15 protein-coding genes are annotated in these 15,932 nt (G+C 67.3%); 9 read left to right on the top strand and 6 right to left on the bottom strand.

The window, feature by feature from the left end; all coding sequences use genetic code 11:
• The first annotated feature begins 139 nt into the window (after nucleotides 1-139).
• The 4 genes from LNV23_RS05840 (at nucleotide 140) to LNV23_RS05825 (ending at nucleotide 3,526) form a co-directional block, all read left to right on the top strand.
• Nucleotides 140-931 (top strand): PEP-CTERM sorting domain-containing protein, encoded by a 792-nt coding sequence (locus tag LNV23_RS05840; protein ID WP_263562113.1) that lies wholly within the window; start codon nucleotides 140-142, stop codon nucleotides 929-931.
• A 361-nt stretch (nucleotides 932-1,292) separates the two neighbouring features.
• On the top strand, nucleotides 1,293-1,655 hold the full coding sequence (locus LNV23_RS05835; RefSeq protein ID WP_263562112.1) for a hypothetical protein: 363 nt from the start codon (nucleotides 1,293-1,295) through the stop codon (nucleotides 1,653-1,655).
• The gene (locus tag LNV23_RS05830) at nucleotides 1,652-2,752 is read left to right on the top strand and encodes a serine hydrolase domain-containing protein (RefSeq protein ID WP_263562111.1); all 1,101 of its coding nucleotides are present in this window, start codon (nucleotides 1,652-1,654) and stop codon (nucleotides 2,750-2,752) included. Before LNV23_RS05835 ends, LNV23_RS05830 begins: the two co-directional genes overlap by 4 nt.
• 495 nt (nucleotides 2,753-3,247) lie before the next feature.
• Nucleotides 3,248-3,526 carry a hypothetical protein gene (locus tag LNV23_RS05825; protein WP_263562110.1) on the top strand — a complete coding sequence of 93 codons (279 nt, stop codon included), beginning with the start codon at nucleotides 3,248-3,250 and terminating at the stop codon, nucleotides 3,524-3,526.
• A 135-nt stretch (nucleotides 3,527-3,661) separates the two neighbouring features.
• Here LNV23_RS05825 and LNV23_RS05820 read toward each other — a convergent pair whose 3' ends face one another.
• The 4 genes from LNV23_RS05820 to LNV23_RS05805 are packed head-to-tail and all read right to left on the bottom strand — an operon-like array spanning nucleotide 3,662 to nucleotide 7,477.
• Nucleotides 3,662-4,531 (bottom strand): type 2 periplasmic-binding domain-containing protein, encoded by an 870-nt coding sequence (locus LNV23_RS05820; RefSeq protein ID WP_263562109.1) that lies wholly within the window; start codon nucleotides 4,529-4,531, stop codon nucleotides 3,662-3,664.
• Nucleotides 4,532-4,591: 60 nt separating this feature from the next.
• Nucleotides 4,592-5,158 (bottom strand): GNAT family N-acetyltransferase, encoded by a 567-nt coding sequence (locus tag LNV23_RS05815; protein WP_263562108.1) that lies wholly within the window; start codon nucleotides 5,156-5,158, stop codon nucleotides 4,592-4,594.
• 13 nt (nucleotides 5,159-5,171) lie between these two features.
• Complete coding sequence (locus LNV23_RS05810; protein WP_263562107.1) at nucleotides 5,172-6,125, bottom strand: DMT family transporter; 954 nt, start codon at nucleotides 6,123-6,125, stop codon at nucleotides 5,172-5,174.
• Nucleotides 6,126-6,163: 38 nt separating this feature from the next.
• Nucleotides 6,164-7,477, bottom strand: a complete 1,314-nt coding sequence (locus LNV23_RS05805) for a DUF4397 domain-containing protein (RefSeq protein ID WP_263562106.1) — start codon at nucleotides 7,475-7,477, stop codon at nucleotides 6,164-6,166.
• A 247-nt stretch (nucleotides 7,478-7,724) separates the two neighbouring features.
• Between LNV23_RS05805 and LNV23_RS05800 the strand changes: the two genes are divergently transcribed.
• From LNV23_RS05800 to LNV23_RS05780, 5 genes are all read left to right on the top strand, one after another.
• Nucleotides 7,725-9,797: an NADPH-dependent 2,4-dienoyl-CoA reductase gene (locus LNV23_RS05800; protein ID WP_263562105.1), complete on the top strand. Its 2,073-nt coding sequence runs from the start codon at nucleotides 7,725-7,727 to the stop codon at nucleotides 9,795-9,797.
• A gap of 217 nt (nucleotides 9,798-10,014) precedes the next feature.
• Nucleotides 10,015-12,291, top strand: coding sequence for a putative bifunctional diguanylate cyclase/phosphodiesterase (locus tag LNV23_RS05795; RefSeq protein ID WP_263562104.1), 2,277 nt, complete (start codon nucleotides 10,015-10,017; stop codon nucleotides 12,289-12,291).
• 107 nt (nucleotides 12,292-12,398) lie between these two features.
• Nucleotides 12,399-13,238 carry a lectin gene (locus tag LNV23_RS05790; RefSeq protein WP_263562103.1) on the top strand — a complete coding sequence of 280 codons (840 nt, stop codon included), beginning with the start codon at nucleotides 12,399-12,401 and terminating at the stop codon, nucleotides 13,236-13,238.
• A 109-nt stretch (nucleotides 13,239-13,347) separates the two neighbouring features.
• Complete coding sequence (gene ppk2 / locus LNV23_RS05785) at nucleotides 13,348-14,238, top strand: polyphosphate kinase 2 (RefSeq protein ID WP_411910547.1); 891 nt, start codon at nucleotides 13,348-13,350, stop codon at nucleotides 14,236-14,238.
• A gap of 21 nt (nucleotides 14,239-14,259) precedes the next feature.
• Nucleotides 14,260-14,931 (top strand): phosphatase PAP2 family protein, encoded by a 672-nt coding sequence (locus LNV23_RS05780; protein WP_263562101.1) that lies wholly within the window; start codon nucleotides 14,260-14,262, stop codon nucleotides 14,929-14,931.
• A gap of 28 nt (nucleotides 14,932-14,959) precedes the next feature.
• Here the strand turns inward: LNV23_RS05780 and LNV23_RS05775 are convergent, their stop codons facing one another.
• Both LNV23_RS05775 and LNV23_RS05770 read right to left on the bottom strand, forming a co-directional pair.
• Complete coding sequence (locus LNV23_RS05775) at nucleotides 14,960-15,166, bottom strand: hypothetical protein (protein ID WP_263562100.1); 207 nt, start codon at nucleotides 15,164-15,166, stop codon at nucleotides 14,960-14,962.
• A 193-nt stretch (nucleotides 15,167-15,359) separates the two neighbouring features.
• Nucleotides 15,360-15,833, bottom strand: a complete 474-nt coding sequence (locus LNV23_RS05770; protein WP_263515810.1) for an Lrp/AsnC ligand binding domain-containing protein — start codon at nucleotides 15,831-15,833, stop codon at nucleotides 15,360-15,362.
• Nucleotides 15,834-15,932: the final 99 nt, after the last annotated feature.

The raw sequence follows: 15,932 nt of genomic DNA, 5'->3' as shown, positions 1-15,932 counted from the left end.
AACAGAGGGCCCGTACATGGGATGCGTTGGGCAATGGCGTGAATAGACTGCGCAGCGATCGGAACAGATGGCCTGTTTTCAGCCTCGTCCGCTCGTTCGCCCATTCGGTCAGCACGGCCACTCATTGCCCACAACGCCCATGAAACACGCTTCACTTTTTGCCACGGCCTTGCTCGCCCTGTGTGCCACCGCGCAGGCTGCGCCCGTCGTCACCCTGGCCACCGATATCGGACATGGCCGGCACGACCAGACCGTGCTGACCTTTGACGCTCCGGGCGCTCTGTTCCAAGGCGGCTCTTACGGCCGCGGCGCGGCCCTGGCCATGGCCACGGTGGACGAGCATGGCAAGTACGACTTGCTCGCAGACGTCCAGGTGGAAGGTTATGCGCGAACCTCGTACAACTATTTCAATAGCGTGCCCTTCTCGCGCAGCAATGTGCCGACGACCTTCACCTTCGACATTGCGCCCATTCAAATCGGCGGCAGTGGCAACACCGATTCTTACGGCTTTTACGGCTACGACATCGTGATCAACGGCATTTCGGTGTTCTCCAGTTCCGGCGGCTACAGAACCCACGACGGCAGCACCAGCTACGACTCGAACCACGATGCATTGGGTGGTGCGGGGCATGGCAGCGGTTACACCACCTCAGCCTTTCACGGCAGTGTGGCCATTCCCGGCGATGCCGGCACGGACACCTACAGCTTCTCCGTTCGATCCTGGGTCGAAGCCTCTCTGAGCCCCTGCAGCAGCGACGAACTGTGCAGCGCCTATGGCCAGTTGTCCGACCCCTTTGCCATCGGCAGGCAACTCACTGCAGCGTTTGACAACGCCCCGCACAGCGTCCCCGAACCGAGCAGCCTGGCGCTGGTGGGCTTGGCCTTGGTGTGCGGCGTTGGCCTGCGCCGCCGAACGGCGCGCGCAGCCTGAACTGTGCGGCGCTCACGACTCGCGTGCTGATAGCCGCCGCTTGGGCGCCCACCTCGCTGCCGAACGGGTCGCCTCGGCGAAAAGTCCGCACCGGTGCCGGGCCTGCGGCATAGTTGGGGCCGCGTATGGCGGCTACGGCTTGCGCACAAAACCACGCTAGCCCGGTGCTACATTTCTTCGGACGCTGCGGTGTGCCGCCAGCTAACCGAATAGATACCGGCACCCAATCACAGGCGGGTGCGAGCTCGGGGAAGCCGGGCTTCGCCGACGACGACACAGCCATCTTGATCACATGTTCGAGCGCATCTGGACCGGCTGCAAACTGCTTCTGTCCATCAGCCTGATCGCTGCGCCCTGCGCCTTGTTGCTGGCCGCCCCGCAGGCGCTCACCGATCCCATCTTCATTGGGCTTTCCTCCCTCTTGGTGTTTTTTGCGGCCCTGCCTTGGGTGAACTTCGCCTTGCCCGGCCGCAGTCTGGGCTTGGCGGGCGTCTTCTTTGCCATCGGTATCGCTGCGCTTGGCATTCAAACGGCAGCCGGGGCGGTGTCTCTGCAGCATGCTTGCGGCCGCAGGTACTCGGTTCTTTGTGAGTTGGACAAGCTGCTCTTTCTGCTCGGCGGTGAGTTGCTGGCCGCCACACCATTTGCCACCTGTGCACTGTTCTTGCTTGCAGGCAGCGTTCGCTTGGTCCTTCAGCACCCAGTGAAGGGACTGTCTTCATGAGCCCATTCAGTTCGCAGCGCCGCCATCTGCTGCTCGCCGGCCTGGCCGCGCTGGGCGGCAGCGCCTGTGCCAGCCGTGACCTGCGCAGCTTTCGTGGCCAGGATCTCGCGCAATTGGCGGCCCAGCAAAGCATCTGCCTGGCCGCTATCGTCACCCTGAAGGGCGGACAAGCGCAGTCGCAGCGTCTTTTGCGAGGCGGCTGCACCGCGCCTGCACACGCCACGGATTTGGCCGATGGGCCGCCACCCTTGTTCCAAGCCGCCTCGCTGACCAAGCCCGTGGTGGCCTACCTGGCCCTGCAGTTGGTGCGCGAGGGTCAGCTGGAACTGGACGCACCGATTTCGCGGTACCTGCCTCAGGGCTATTCCCGCAAGCCGGCTGCCGCCGGTGCCGAAGCCGAACTCTCGGCCGCCACCTTGGCACGCATTCCACTGCGCTGCCTGCTGAACCACAGCAGCGGCCTGCCCAACTGGGGCTCATCCTGGGGCCTGCTGCGCCAGGACTTCGAGGCCGGTCAGCGCTGGCAGTATTCGGGCGAAGGCTATGTGCTGCTGCAGGCCGTGCTCAGCGCCGTCAGCGGGCAGGACTTCGAAGCCTTGATGCAGGCCCGCGTGTTCGAGCCGCTCGGCATGCGCGACTCACGCCTGCGCCTGAGCCCGGCCGATGGCGAGCTGCGAGCGCGTCTGGTGCCCGGCCATGCTTGGCTGGGCGGCCCGGTCGAGCCCATCGAGTTCAAGCGCGCCAACGCCGCTGCGTCCCTGATCACCAGCGCCCCGGATTACGCGCGCCTGATGTCCGCCTGGCTGCGCGATCCGGCCCTGCTGGCGCTGCTGCTCGATCGTGCGGTGTCGGTGGCTCCTGATCTCAGCCTGAGCTGGGGCCAGGGTTGGGGCCTGGAACAGGCCGAGGGCGGCCCCTACCTCTGGCAATGGGGCAACAACCCCGGCTACCGCGCTTTCGCCATGGCGTCTGTTCACAGCGGCGACGGCTTTGTGCTGCTCAGCAACAGCGAGCGCGGCTTGGCCCTGGCGGCGGCGCTGGGCAGCGAGCTGCTGCCGAAAGCCCGTGGGGTTTGGGGGTTTGGCGGGCTGGATTGAGGGGCTGTGCTGGTGATCGCCAGCGCGACTTCGGTCTGATCGAAGTGTCAACGGAACTCGGTGAAGTCGATGGCCTGCAGGTCTGTGTCTACGACGGTGGCTATCCACAGTATTCTGAGATGTTCCCCGAGCATGTAGCTGCCTATGAGAGAGTCTTCAATCGAGGTGCTGAACCTCTTTGTCAAGGTGACCTTTCTGCGGCCAGCTCCTTGCTATCCGCCAAGCCCACCGACCAAGTTGTCACCCATGTTCTGTGCCCTATCGCTGCCTGGCCGCAGCACCACCCCCTGCCTCTTGTCTGGGTTCCTGCCCGCGCTTCTTCTGGTCTGTCTGTCGTCGATGCCTTTGGATGGATGGGCACAAGCGCAAGAAGCGCAGGCTGCGAAGGCAAGGCAGCCCTTGGCCGACGCCAGTGCAAAGTCCGGCGCAAAGAGAGCGCTCACGCCAAAGTTCAAGGGAATCGGGCTGCCAGCCGCTGTGCTCGGGCGCCCGTACGTGAGACCGCTGATTGCCGAGGGCGGCGAGCCGCCGCTTCGTTTCTTGCTCTTGAGCCCGGATCTGGACGCGACCGGCCTGACGCTGAGCTCCGACGGTCTGCTCAGCGGCGTGCCCGTGCAGGCCGGTACCTTCAACTTCCGCGCGGCCGTGCTTTCCGAAGCGGAAGGCGGCCGTGCAGCTACGCAGTACTACCGCCTGCAGGTCTTGGCCACGCCGCATGCCCCGGCCCCAGCGAGCGCCGAAGCTCCAGCCCGCGCTTCAGTGGGTGTGAAGTAGGCGAGCCATCGAACTTCTGGGACTCCTCCGTCATGGCCGTGTTTGCCTGTCTGCATAAGGTCGAGCGGCCGAACGGGCAAGGCTTGTGAGGCATTCATCTCAAGAGCTGAGCGCTTGCGCCTTGCACGCGTGGGATCAAGGCCGGAATTCCGAGCAGGCCGGCGCCCGCCCCAGTTGTTCGGCCTGGCGATGGCACAGCGCGGTCCAAATCCAGTTCAGGAACACCGGGTGGCGTGATTGAAAATCAAGTGAGGCCGCGACGTAGAACGGTTCGCGCCAGACCGGTGGATCGAGTCGGTGCAGGCCAAGGTCTGCCACCAACTTTTGCGCCAGCAGGTCAGGCAGCAGAATCGCCGCGGTGCGGCCGATGCTTTGCTTGCGAATCAGGCTTTCGTTGTTGGGCGCCAGGTCGACCGGCCACCCTTGGCGCAAGGCGATTTGCTCCATCCCCGTGCCCTTGGAAACACCCACCACCTGTCCGGCGGGGAGGCTTAACTTGCCCTCGCGCCAGAGCACCTTGGAGGGCGGCTTCGTGTAGAGCGAAAAGCTGACCTCTCCGGCCGCCTGTTCCATGGCGGGCGCGCCGGGCCGCAAGGGCGGCAGCGCGAAGTCAGCGCTGAAAGGGTTGCTGCGCGTGATGCCTCCAAACAGATCGGCCTCGCCGCTTTTCAAGCGCATGGCGGCCCGGATATTGGGCACCCGGCCCAGCGTCAGCTGGGGAGCGCAGCCACTGGTTTTGATGGCATGCCGCAGCGAGTCCACCAGCATGCCGGCGGGCTCGGGCCGTTCACGGATATCGCCCAGCAAATGCGGCTCGGCCGCCGTGTCGAGAAAGTCGACGCGGAGGCGCTCCGGGCAATCCGCGGCCGCTGGCGCTGCTCTGACTGCAGGGCTTAGGGCCGCGCTGAAGCCGAGCAGGAGCAGCGACAGCCGCTGGCTGAGACTCTGAGGGCGAAACCCGCCTGGGTTCCAGCCGCTGCGTTGACGGGCGTCGAAGGTGAACATGGCCGCTCGATCCTGTGGCTGATGTCGGTCGCAGCACGAGCATAGCCGCCCGGCCCCGCCTCAGCGGGGAGGTGCGGCGCGCAGCCGCAAGCTCATGCTGGTCTCCCCCAGGCTCTGGCCCTCCAGGCGGAACAGATCCTCTCGCTCGCCGCAGACGACAAAGCCGCAGTTCAAGTACAGCCGCAGCGCCGCGCGGTTGCTGCTCAGCACCTGCAGGTCGATCCAGTGCAGGCCGGTTTGCTGGCTGGACCAGTCGCGGGCATGCGCGATCAGGGCCTGGCCCAGGCCTTGGCGGCGCGCGCTCGCGTGCACGCCCATGCCCAGCAGGGCGCGATGCTCAGCAAAGGGCATGGCTTGGGCGCGCAGATCGATATGGCCCAGGATGGCGCGGTCCACTTGGCTGCGCGCCAACCAGGCGCGGCGCCAGCCCGGTTCGCCGACGCTCAGCCCCAGGCCGCGCTCGAAGGCCGCGGCCCGCTCCGGCGGGAACTCGGCCATGCCGCGCGGTTGGGGCTGGAAATAGCCAGTCTCGGGCCCGCCGTTTTCGGTCAGGTGTGCGTTCAGGTAAGCCAGGAACTCCGGGAACCGGTCGGCGCTCAGCGCCTCCATCTTGTAGGCGATGTTCATGCTGAGGCCGGGCTCATGGAGCGGTGCTGGTTTCGACTGTTGCGGGCCTGGCCTGGCCGGCGAATTGGGCCAGGGCCACGCCGCCCAGGGCCAAGGCGGCACCGCCGAGCTTGACGGCACCAAAGGTTTCGCCGGTGCTCACCCAGGCCGCCAGGCCGGCAATCGGCGGCATCAGGTAGATCAAGGGGGCGGTCCGGGCCACGCCGCGCTGCGCGTTGACCCAACCCCAGGCCAGCCAGGTTAGGAAGCCGATGACGACGATGGCCCAGAGCGCGCCCAGCCAGATCCAAGGGCTGAGCGCGGCCCAGTCCACACGCAAGGCCGCCGGCGTGGCGTAGGCCAGCACCGGCACGGTGGCGGCCAGGGAGGCATAACACATCACCAGCACGGCACCGTGGCGCTCGATCAGGGGCTTGGCGGCCACGGTGTAGTAGCTGAACAGGGCCGCGGCCGTCAGCAGCACCAGGTCGCCGCCGCCGGCGCGCCAGTTGGCGGCCAGCAGCTTGTCGGACATGAAAAGCAGGGCGCCCGCGGCGGCCACGGCCATGCCCAGCAGCTGCGGCCGGCGCAGGCGCTCCAGGCCCCAGGCGCGCAGGATCAGCAGGGTGAACACCGGCCCGCAGGCCAACAGCACCGAGCTGGAAAACGGCGTGGAGAAATGGATGCCGTAGCTGGACAAGGCCAGGTGCAGTCCCTGGCCCAGAAAGCCCAAGCGCAGCAGCGCCCAGGCGTCGGCACGCGAGACCCGCGGCCAGCGCAGGCCATGCTGTTGCAGCAGCAGGCCGGTCACCAACACAGGCATCAGGGCAAAGCGCAGGAACAGAAAACCTTCTGGGCCCATGGCCGTGAGCAGGGTCTTCTGCAGCGGGAAGTTCAGGCCCCAGGCCAGGATGACGGCCAGGCCGGCCCAGAGGCTGAGGCGGTGAGGGGCGGAGGGCGAAGAAGAGGTCTGCGAAGGCGAGGGCATGGCCGGCATCTTGCCAGCCCTGCGCCTTGCTTTGCGCTTTAGCGGTCGTCGCGCACCAATTGGCCGATCGGCGCCGTCGGGTCGCCCATCATGAACAGGCTGAACACCGCGCTGGTCGGCACGATCAGGCTGGCATTGCTGTAGATGGCGGTGCTGGAGGCGGGTGAGTTGACGGTCAGCAGGGAGGCGGTGGCGCTGGCGTTGACCACGGCGGCGCTGGAGCTGCTGCCGGGCGTGACGTTGCTGGCGATGCTGCTGTAGTCCATGGCCATGCCCAGGCCGGTGGCGGCACCCGAGAGGCCGTTGATCAGGCGGATCTTGGCGGTGCCGCTGGCGGTGGGCAGGCGGTTGTCATCGCTGAGCACGCTGAGCTGCGGGCTGGCGGCCGTGCCCCAGACCAGCAGGGTGTAGTCGCCACCGGCCTTGAGCGTGGGGTTGCTGGTGTTCAGCGCGATGCCGTTGACGCGCAGGTCCAGCACCGGGGCGCCGGCGTCCACCGTGGTGTAAGCGCCGATCTGCGGCGCCAGGGTGGAGGGTAGCACGCTCAGACCGCCGATGCTGGCATTGACGGACGCCGCATTGGCCGAGGACAGCGTGGCGGCCACGCGCACCCGGGCTTTGGCGGTGGGTAGATTGCTGACGGTGCTTTGCTGCTTGAGCACCATGCCATTGACCAGGCGGCCGCCCGAGGTGGCGGTGGCGATCAGGGTGGCGACGCCGGTGGATTCCAGCGTGACGCTGGGCAGGTCGAGGCGGATGTCGCTGGGCCTGCCGGTGCCGGTCAGGGTGATGCGGAAGGTGCCGGCGTTGAGGCTGTTGTAGCCGCTGCCGGTGCCGCCGGCGATGGCGCTGGCCACGGGGGTGGCGGTCTCCAGGCTGTCGCTGTTGTTGGCGGTGGTGATGTAAACGTCCAGAGCGCCGGCGTCGGGCGCCAGGTTCAGCACCAGCAGCTTGGTCTTGTTGGCGTCAGCAGCGGCCTCAACCTCCTGCAGCAGGCTGTTGCGCACGGCGCCGCCCCAGCCGTAGGCAATGATGGTGTAGTGGCTGTCGGCCGCGAGTGTCGGCGTGAGGTTGGCCACGGTGGCGCCGACGCCGCTGGTCAAGATCTGCGTGCTGGTGGCGCTGGTGTCGACACTGGCATAGCTGCCCACGCTGCCGTAGGCCACGCCGGTGTTGGTGGCGGCACTGTTGACGCTCAGGTCCAGAGAGCTGTAGCCGACGCTGGCATTGAGCAGGCGGACTTGGGTGCTGCTGCTGCTGCCTCCTCCGCCGCCGCAGGCGCTCAGGAGGGTGGCGGCGCACAGGGCCAGGCAGCTCAGGCTTGCTGAGCCCCAAATTTGCTTGAATCGCATCGAAAAAACTCCGGAAAAAATGGAACAGGGGGCGGGGCAGGGCGTACCGGCGCGATTGGGCGGCTCGCGTGTTGCTCGGCCGTGTGGCGAGGTGTCGCGCCGGTGAACTTGTGTTGCTGGGCCGGTTCTTTACATTTGGGGGCAGCTCTCCAAAGCCCCGCCCGCTGGCGCGCACCGCAGGGGTGCGCTGCTAGCATCGCCCGCAGCCTTTTGTCCTGCCACCGAATGCCAACTTCAGCGAGCCGCCATGAACTACCCGCACCTGCTTGAACCGCTGGACCTGGGCTTCACCACGCTGAAGAACCGCGTGCTGATGGGCAGCATGCACACCGGCCTGGAAGATGGCCGCAAGCACTTCGACCGCATGGCCGCCTACTTCGCCGAGCGCGCGCGCGGCGAGGTGGGGCTGATGGTGACCGGCGGCTATGCGCCGAATATCGAGGGCTGGACCAAGCCCTTCGCCGGCACCCTGGCCACCAGCGGCGCGGCGCGCCGCCACCGGGTGGTGACGGAGGCCGTGCATGCCGAAGGCGGCAAGATCGCGTTGCAGATCCTGCACACCGGCCGCTATGGCTACTCACCGCTGTGCGTGGCGCCCTCGCGCATCCAATCGCCGATCACGCCCTTCACGCCGCGCGAGCTCTCGGCCCGCGGCATCGAACGGCAGATCCGCGCCTTCATCCGCTGCGCCAAGCTGGCCCGCGAGGCCGGCTACGACGGTGTCGAGGTCATGGGCTCCGAGGGCTATCTGATCAACCAATTCCTGGTCACCCACACCAACCACCGCCAGGACGAGTGGGGCGGCAGCTTCGCCAATCGCATGCGCTTCGCGCTCGAGATCCTCACCCGCATGCGCGAGGCCGTGGGCCCGGACTTCATCATCATCTACCGCCTGTCCATGCTGGACCTGATCCCCGACGGCAGCAGCTGGGACGAGGTGCTGCAGCTGGCGCGCGGTGTGGTGAAGGCCGGCGCCACGCTGATCAACACCGGCATCGGCTGGCATGAGGCGCGCGTGCCCACCATCGCCACCTCGGTGCCGCGCGCGGCCTTTGCCGGCGTGACCGCCCAGCTGCGCGCGGCCCTGCGTGCCGAGGGCATCACGACACCGGTGATCACCAGCAACCGCATCAATATGCCCGAGGTGGCCGAGAATCTGCTGGCCGAGGGCGCGGCCGATATGGTCAGCATGGCCCGGCCCTTCCTGGCCGACCCGGCCTTTGTGAAGAAGGCGCGCGAGGGCCGTGCCGACGAGATCAACACCTGCATCGCCTGCAACCAGGCCTGTCTGGACCATGCCTTCCAGCAGAAGATCGCCTCCTGTCTGGTCAACCCGCGCGCCTGCCACGAGCAGGAGCTGCCCATCATCCCGATTGCCACGCTGAAGGCGCCGCGCAAGAAGCTGGCCGTGGTCGGCGCCGGGCCTTCGGGCATGGCGGCTGCCACCACCTTGGCCGAGCGTGGGCATGAGGTCCATCTCTTCGACGCCGCGGCGCAGATCGGCGGCCAGTTCACCATGGCCAGCCGCATCCCGGGCAAGGAAGAGTTCCGCGAGACCCTGCGCTATTTCGCGCGCCGCATCGAGCTGACCGGCGTGCAGCTGCATCTGAACCGCCGCGTCGACGCCGACGCGCTGCTGGGCTTCGACGAGGTGCTGCTGGCCACGGGCGTGACGCCGCGCGACCCGCGCATCAAGGGGCAGGCGGAAGGCCAGGCGCGGGGTCAGGTCTTGACTTACATCGATGTGCTGCGGCACAAGAAGCCGGTGGGCGCGCGGGTGGCCATCGTCGGCGCCGGCGGCATCGGCTTCGATGTGGCCGAGTACCTGGCCGAAGCGGGTGCCGAAGACGGCCACTCGCTGACGCTGGACCTGCCGGCCTGGCAGCGCGAATGGGGCGTGGGCGACCCGCAGCTGCTGCGCGCCGGTTATGTGCGGCCCGAGCCGGCCGCGCCGGCCCGCGCCATCACCTTGCTGCAGCGCCGTGCCGGCAAGCCGGGCGCCGGCCTGGGCAAGACCACGGGCTGGATCCACCGCGCCGCGCTGAAGATGAAGCAGGTGGAGATGCTGTCCGGCGTCAACTACGAGGCCATCACGCCTGAGGGCTTGTGGGTCAGCTACGGCGAGAAGCATGTCGACGGCGAGCTGATCGCCTGCGACAGCATCATCTTGTGTGCCGGCCAGGAACCGCTGCGCGAGCTGGAAGCACCGCTGCGTGCGGCAGGCGCCCGCGTTCATGTGATCGGCGGCGCCCTCGAGGCCGGCGAATTGGACGCAAAGCGTGCAATCCTGCAGGGAACTCGGCTTGCTGCATCCCTGTAAACCCTAGCCACCCTCAAGCCCGCCACGGACACTACCGAAACGGCGAGAACGAGGGGTCACCTGTGGTGCGGGGTGGCGTCGGATCGACAAAACACAACAGGCGAAACGCAGCGCTCGGGCCATGAACCCGGTGGCGCCCAGCGAGTCCTGACCGACGAGACGGGTTTCAGGAATGAGCGAATTTTTCAATCGCTGGCGGCTTCGGCTGCCGGCTGGGATGTCCCTGCTGCTGGGCTGCGCACCGGCGGCTTGGGCGCAGGCACCCGTGGGCGGCGGCGACGTGATCGCGCTCGACCTGCGCAGCCCGATGTTTTGGCTCAGCGTCTTCGGCCTGCTTGGTGCCCTCGGCCTGGGCCTGGTGCTGGGCTTGGTGCAGTACCAGCGCCTGCGCCTGCGCCAGCGGCGCGCCGAACTGCTGCTGGTGCGGCGCGAGCGCACCAAGCTCAGCGCCTTGCTCAATGCCATTCCCGACCCGGTCTATTTCAAGGATGCGAGCGGTGCCTACGAGGGCTGCAACCCGGCCTTCGAGCAATGCACGGGCTTGCGTGAGGCCGATCTGGTCGGCCGCCGCGATGATCAGCTGGCCGATCGCCCGGCCTGGAGCCAGGCCTTGGAACTCGCCGCTGCCGAGCAGCGCGGGCCGCAGCGCACCCTGAGCTGGCTGACTCAGGCGGACGGCAGCCGGGCCTGCCTGGACGTGGTGCAGGCGCCGGTGTTCGACGAGGGCTTGTGCTTGGGCCAGGTCGGGGTGGCGCGTGATGTGACGGCGCTGCGCGAGGCCATGAGCCAGCTGCACCGCGCGGTGACCGTGTTCGAGCATTGCGGCGAAGGCATCATGGTGATGGACGCCGATCTGCGCATCCGCGACGTCAACCCGGCCCTGTGCGCCATCACCGGCTACAGCTGCGAGGAGCTGGAAGGCAGCATGCCCCACTACTTGCGCTTGAGCGAGCAGGACCCCGATTTCCTCGAGAGACTCTGGGCCGAGGTGGCCGCCCACGGCAAATGGAGCGGCGAGCTGACCGATCGCCACAAGAACGGCGAGACGGTGCCGCTCTGGGCCACCATCGTCAAGGTGCCGCCGGCCGAAGCCCATGGTGAGCCGCATTACCTGTCGGTGCTGACCGACATCTCGCGCATCAAGCAGACCGAAGCCGAGCTGCTGCACCAGAAGCTCCATGACCGCCTGACCGGCCTGCCCAATCTGGCCCTGCTGCGCGACCGCATCGAGCGCCAGGTCGGCCTGGCCCAGCGCGACCACACCTGCGTGGCCGTGCTCTACATCGACCTCGACGGCTTCCGCGACGTCAACGACATCGCCGGCCATGCCGCCGGCGACGCGGTGCTCAAGGAGACCGCCGCCCGCTTCATCAATGTGGTGCGCGCCAGCGATTCGGTGGCCCGGGTGGGCGCGGACGAGTTCGTGGTCGTGCTGTCCGGCCTGGTGGACGAAGAAACCTCCATGCGCCTGGGCGAGCGCCTGATCGACGCCATGCGCGAACCCATCCTGATGGGCGACAAGAGCTTCACGCTCGGCGCCAGCATCGGCTTGGCCCTGTTCCCGGCCGATGGCGTCAGCGTGGACGAGCTGCTGCGCAATGCCGAGGCGGCCATGTGCCGGGCCAAGGCCCATGCCCGCAACACCGTGCAGGCCTACCGGCCCGAGCTGACCCAGGCGGTGCAGCAGCGCTTCGAGCTGACCCATGCCCTGCGCCACGCCAACGAGGCCGCGCAGTTCCGCCTGGAATACCAACCCCAGGTGCGCCTGTCCGACGGTGCCCTGATCGGCGCCGAGGCCTTGCTGCGCTGGCGCCACCCGACCCGCGGGCCGATCTCGCCGGCCGAGTTCATCCCCCTGGCCGAGGACACCGGCCTGATCATCCCGATCGGCCGCTGGGTGCTGGAAACTGCCTGCGCCCAGGCCGCGCGCTGGCAGGGCCAGCCGGGCAAGCCGCAGCAGGTGGCCGTCAATGTGTCGGCGCGCCAACTGCGCCAGCCCGATTTCATCGAGACCGTGGACTTCATCCTGGCCGAGACTGGCTGCCCGCCCCAGGCCCTGGAACTGGAGGTGACCGAAAGCCTGCTGCTGGAGGACGCCGAGGCCGCCATCGAGCTGCTGGGTGCGCTGACCGCGCGCGGCGTGCGCGTGGCCATCGACGACTTCGGCACCGGCTATTCCTCGCTGTCCTATCTGCGCCGCATGCCGGTGCGCACGCTCAAGATCGACCGCAGCTTCGTCTCCGAGCTGGGCCAGGACGCCCATGTGGCGGCGATCGCCCGCACCGTCATCGTGCTGGCGCGCAGCCTCAACCTTGATGTGCTGGCCGAGGGCGTGGAAACCGCCGAGCAAGCCGCCTGGCTGCAGCGCGAGGGCTGCGACTGGGCCCAGGGCTGGCATTTCGGCCGACCCATGCCAGCCGAGGACTTCGTGCTGACCCCGCACGCCTTGCCCGACGGACCGCGGCGCACGCTGCGGCATTTGCAGCTGGCTTGAGGCTGGGTGCAAGGCTGGTGTTGGGCCCTGGGTATGACGCAGCCGTGCTGCGTTACGCTTGAGGGCCAGGCGGCCGACGGCGGCCGCGGCCCAGCCAAGGAGAAGCCATGCCCCGCCCCTTTAACCGTCTTGTCTGCAGTCTGAGCGCGCTGGCGCTCACGCTCGCGCCGGCCACGCCGGCCCTGGCCGCCGAGCCCGCCAATCGCGGCGTCGAGCTCAAGACTGTGGAGCTGCGCTCCCATGGCCGTTATGAGACCCTGCGCTTGGATGATCAGGTCCTGGATGTCGAGCTGGACCAGCAACTGAGCGGCGCCTGCCGCTTCAACCGCAGCTGGGGTTTTGACCTGGGCAAGCGCGAGCTCTGGGTCAACGACGGCTGCGCCGGCCGCTTCAAGATGTTTGGCGCGGCCGCCAACGGCGAGGATGGCAACAAGGAGTCCTCGGGCGTCAGCACCGGCGCCGTGGTGGCCGGCGTGGCGGCGGTGGCCGCGATTGCCTTGCTGGCCTCCAAGTCCGGCAAGGACAAGGACAACAACAACAACGATGACTGGCAGGGCCCGGACCGTCCGCAATGGGGCGGCAGCCAGATCCGGGGCAAAAACGGCCTGTGTCTGGACATGGCCGGTCGGGTGCAGCAAGGCACGGCGGCCATCGTCTACAACTGCCATGGCGGCAACAACCAGCGCTTCAGCTGGAGCGGCCGAGGTGAGCTGCGCGTGGACGGCATGTGCCTCGATGTGGCAGACGGCAACAGCAATGACGGTGCGCGCGTGATCGCCTGGCCATGCAATGGTGGCGACAACCAGCGCTGGACCCGCAGCGGCAGCCAGATCCGCAGCCGTATGAATGGCAAGTGCCTGGACATCAAGGATGCCCGCGCCCAGCCCAACCAACCGGTGCTGCTGTGGCGCTGCAACAGCGGCAGCAACCAGCGCTGGAGCTGGTGAGGTCACGCGCCTGTCACGCCGCGCTGGCAGTCTGCAGCGCTCGCCCCTTTTCTTTCCTGAAGCCGACGCCATGAGCACGCCCACCCAGCCGCCCGCCGACCCTGCCGACATGATGCAGCGCATGCAGGCCGATTTGATCGACAGCTATGACGAAGAGCTGGAGATGGAGATCGACGACCGAGGCTTCGACGAAGACGCGGTCCGCAGCAGCTTCACGGCCGAGCAGCGCTTGCAGCGCCGCGCTTATTTCCAGGAGCTGTTCCGCCTGCAGGGCGAGCTGGTCAAGCTGCAGGACTGGGTGGTGGCGACCAAGCACAAAGCCGTGATCATCTTTGAGGGCCGAGATGCGGCGGGCAAGGGCGGCGTCATCAAGCGCATCACCCAGCGCCTGAATCCGCGCGTTTGCCGCGTGGCGGCCCTGCCGGCACCGAACGACCGCGAGCGCACGCAGTGGTACTTCCAGCGTTACATCTCGCACCTGCCGGCCGGTGGAGAGATCGTGCTCTTCGATCGCAGCTGGTACAACCGCGCCGGCGTCGAGCGGGTCATGGGCTTTTGCAGCGACGACGAGTACGAGGAGTTCTTCCGCTCGGTGCCCGAGTTTGAAAAGATGCTGGTGCGCGCCGGCATCCAGGTCATCAAGTACTGGTTCTCGATTTCCGACGAGGAGCAGCACACCCGCTTCCTGGGTCGCATCCACGATCCGCTCAAGCAGTGGAAGCTCAGCCCCATGGACCTGGAGTCGCGCCGCCGCTGGGAGGACTACACCAAGGCCAAGGAAGTGATGATGGAGCGCACCCACATCAAAGAGGCGCCTTGGTGGGTGGTGCAGGCCGACGACAAGAAGAAGGCCCGCCTCAACTGCATGGCCCATCTGCTGGCGCAAATGCCGTATCACGAGGTGCCGCATGACCCGGTCATCCTGCCCTCGCGTGAGCGACATGAGGACTATGAACGGCAACCGGTGCCGCCACAGATGGTGGTGCCCGAGTTGTACTGATTCACCGGCTAGCATGGCGGCATGGTGTCGTTTCCGCCTTTCTGGCCCTGGTTGACTCGCCTGGGCGAGGCCCAGTTTTTGCTCCCCCTGGCTTTGCTGGGCCTGTTTTGGGCCTGGCGCAGTGCGGGCGCGCGGGCTGCGCAGCGGGCCTGGGTGGCGCGCAGCCTGCTGCTCTTGGCCGCCGTCATCGCCGTGACGACTGCCAGCAAGCTGGCCTTCATGGGCTGGGGTTGGGGCTGGGCCCGTTTTGATTTCACCGGTTTTTCCGGCCACGCCATGTTCGCGGCCGCCGTTCTACCTCTGTTGACCGGGCTGGCGCTGGCCGCCCATGGCCCGGCGCATGAGTCGATTCGGCCCGGGGCCTGGCGCGCTCGCGCCGGCATCGCCCTGGCCTATTCGCTGGCCGCCTTGATCGCGTATTCACGCCTCAAAGTTGGTGCCCACTCTGTCTCTGAGCTTGTGACTGGCTTTTTGCTCGGTGCCGCAGCCAGCGGGCTGAGTTTGTGGCTGGCGCCGCCTTTGCGCCGCCCCTTGCCGCGCAGCCTGCCGCTGGCTGCCCTTGCCGTGCTGCTCTTGCTGCCTGTGGCAGCACCCTTGTCGCGCAGTCACGATTGGGTGATCCACTGGGCGCTGCAGCTGTCCGGCCGCAGCCAGCCTTTCGATCGCCTGGAACTGCAGCGCGAACCCACGTGACTGCCGTGCCTGCGGTTCGGCGCTGGCATCAGTGGCAGACCCGGCTCATCTGCAGGGCCTGGGCCCAGAGTTGCAGGAGGCAGGTGTCGGTGTCTTCGGTCACCACCAGGCCCTGCCTGAGCTCGTAGCTGGAGTCGAACCAGCCGCAGCCGTGGCCGGCGGAACAGTCGGGCGCGTCCGGCGGCATAGGGCTTTGGCGATTCGGGGCAGGGCGGCTCTGACTTTGGCTGTGCATGGGGGTCTCCTGGTGCTGCGGGGCTGGTTGCCGGGCGATGCGGACCGCTTGTCTGCAATGCCGGACGGGCGTCTCGCAGCAATATTCGGTGACCGTTTGCACACTTCCCATCACACCGGGTGGTGGCCCTGGGGGGATGGCTGGCCCTGTTTGGGAGTGTTCACTCCCCCCACCCCCAAACGGGTGGGCAGGTTCAGAACGGCAACGCCGTCGTGTTCTTCACCTCTTCCATCACTGCATAGGTCCGCGTCTCGCGCACACCGGGCAGGGTCCAGATGACGCTGCCGATGAACTCGCGGTAGGCGCCCATGTCCGATACGCGGGTCTTGAGCAGGTAGTCGAAACCGCCCGCCACCAGGTGGCATTCCAGGATCTCGGGTCGGGCCTGGACGGCGGCCTTGAAGTTGTCCATCACGTCCTGTACCGTGCGGTCGAGCAGGATTTCGATGAAGACCAGCATGGCCGCGCCCAGTTTCTCGGGGTTCAGCCGCGCTTCATAGCCCAGGATGTAGCCCTCGCGGGTCAGGCGCTTGACGCGCTCGAGCACGGCGGTGGGGGAGAGGTGCACGGCCTCGGCCAGCTTCAGATTGGAGATGCGGCCGTCGGTCTGCAGCACACGCAGGATGCGGGCATCGGTCTTGTCCAGGGTGGGGGTGTCGCTGCTCATGCTGAATTTTCGACTAGGGGTGTGCTGATGTTCTGAATTTAATTCAGGGCCAGCCCACATAAAGTTCGACGCTTCGCTAGTTTCGCCCATTACGAGGTT

The sequence above is a fragment of the Kinneretia sp. DJ1R-11 genome, from assembly GCF_025717595.1.
In the GTDB taxonomy this organism is placed as follows: domain Bacteria; phylum Pseudomonadota; class Gammaproteobacteria; order Burkholderiales; family Burkholderiaceae_C; genus Paucibacter_A.
The sequence above is the reverse complement of the archived record's forward strand: the minus strand, read 5'-3'. Positions and strand labels throughout refer to the sequence as shown.

What these genes read in the sequence shown, in the direction of transcription:
- LNV23_RS05775 (WP_263562100.1), bottom strand. Translation starts at nt 15,166, where the DNA reads ATGCACAGCCAAAGTCAGAGCCGCCCTGCCCCGAATCGCCAAAGCCCT.
- LNV23_RS05810 (WP_263562107.1), bottom strand. Translation starts at nt 6,125, where the DNA reads ATGCCCTCGCCTTCGCAGACCTCTTCTTCGCCCTCCGCCCCTCACCGC.
- LNV23_RS05815 (WP_263562108.1), bottom strand. Translation starts at nt 5,158, where the DNA reads ATGAACATCGCCTACAAGATGGAGGCGCTGAGCGCCGACCGGTTCCCG.
- LNV23_RS05820 (WP_263562109.1), bottom strand. Translation starts at nt 4,531, where the DNA reads ATGTTCACCTTCGACGCCCGTCAACGCAGCGGCTGGAACCCAGGCGGG.
- LNV23_RS05795 (WP_263562104.1), top strand. Translation starts at nt 10,015, where the DNA reads ATGTCCCTGCTGCTGGGCTGCGCACCGGCGGCTTGGGCGCAGGCACCC.
- LNV23_RS05840 (WP_263562113.1), top strand. Translation starts at nt 140, where the DNA reads ATGAAACACGCTTCACTTTTTGCCACGGCCTTGCTCGCCCTGTGTGCC.
- LNV23_RS05830 (WP_263562111.1), top strand. Translation starts at nt 1,652, where the DNA reads ATGAGCCCATTCAGTTCGCAGCGCCGCCATCTGCTGCTCGCCGGCCTG.
- LNV23_RS05800 (WP_263562105.1), top strand. Translation starts at nt 7,725, where the DNA reads ATGAACTACCCGCACCTGCTTGAACCGCTGGACCTGGGCTTCACCACG.
- LNV23_RS05780 (WP_263562101.1), top strand. Translation starts at nt 14,260, where the DNA reads ATGGTGTCGTTTCCGCCTTTCTGGCCCTGGTTGACTCGCCTGGGCGAG.
- LNV23_RS05790 (WP_263562103.1), top strand. Translation starts at nt 12,399, where the DNA reads ATGCCCCGCCCCTTTAACCGTCTTGTCTGCAGTCTGAGCGCGCTGGCG.
- LNV23_RS05770 (WP_263515810.1), bottom strand. Translation starts at nt 15,833, where the DNA reads ATGAGCAGCGACACCCCCACCCTGGACAAGACCGATGCCCGCATCCTG.
- LNV23_RS05805 (WP_263562106.1), bottom strand. Translation starts at nt 7,477, where the DNA reads ATGCGATTCAAGCAAATTTGGGGCTCAGCAAGCCTGAGCTGCCTGGCC.
- ppk2 (WP_411910547.1), top strand. Translation starts at nt 13,348, where the DNA reads ATGATGCAGCGCATGCAGGCCGATTTGATCGACAGCTATGACGAAGAG.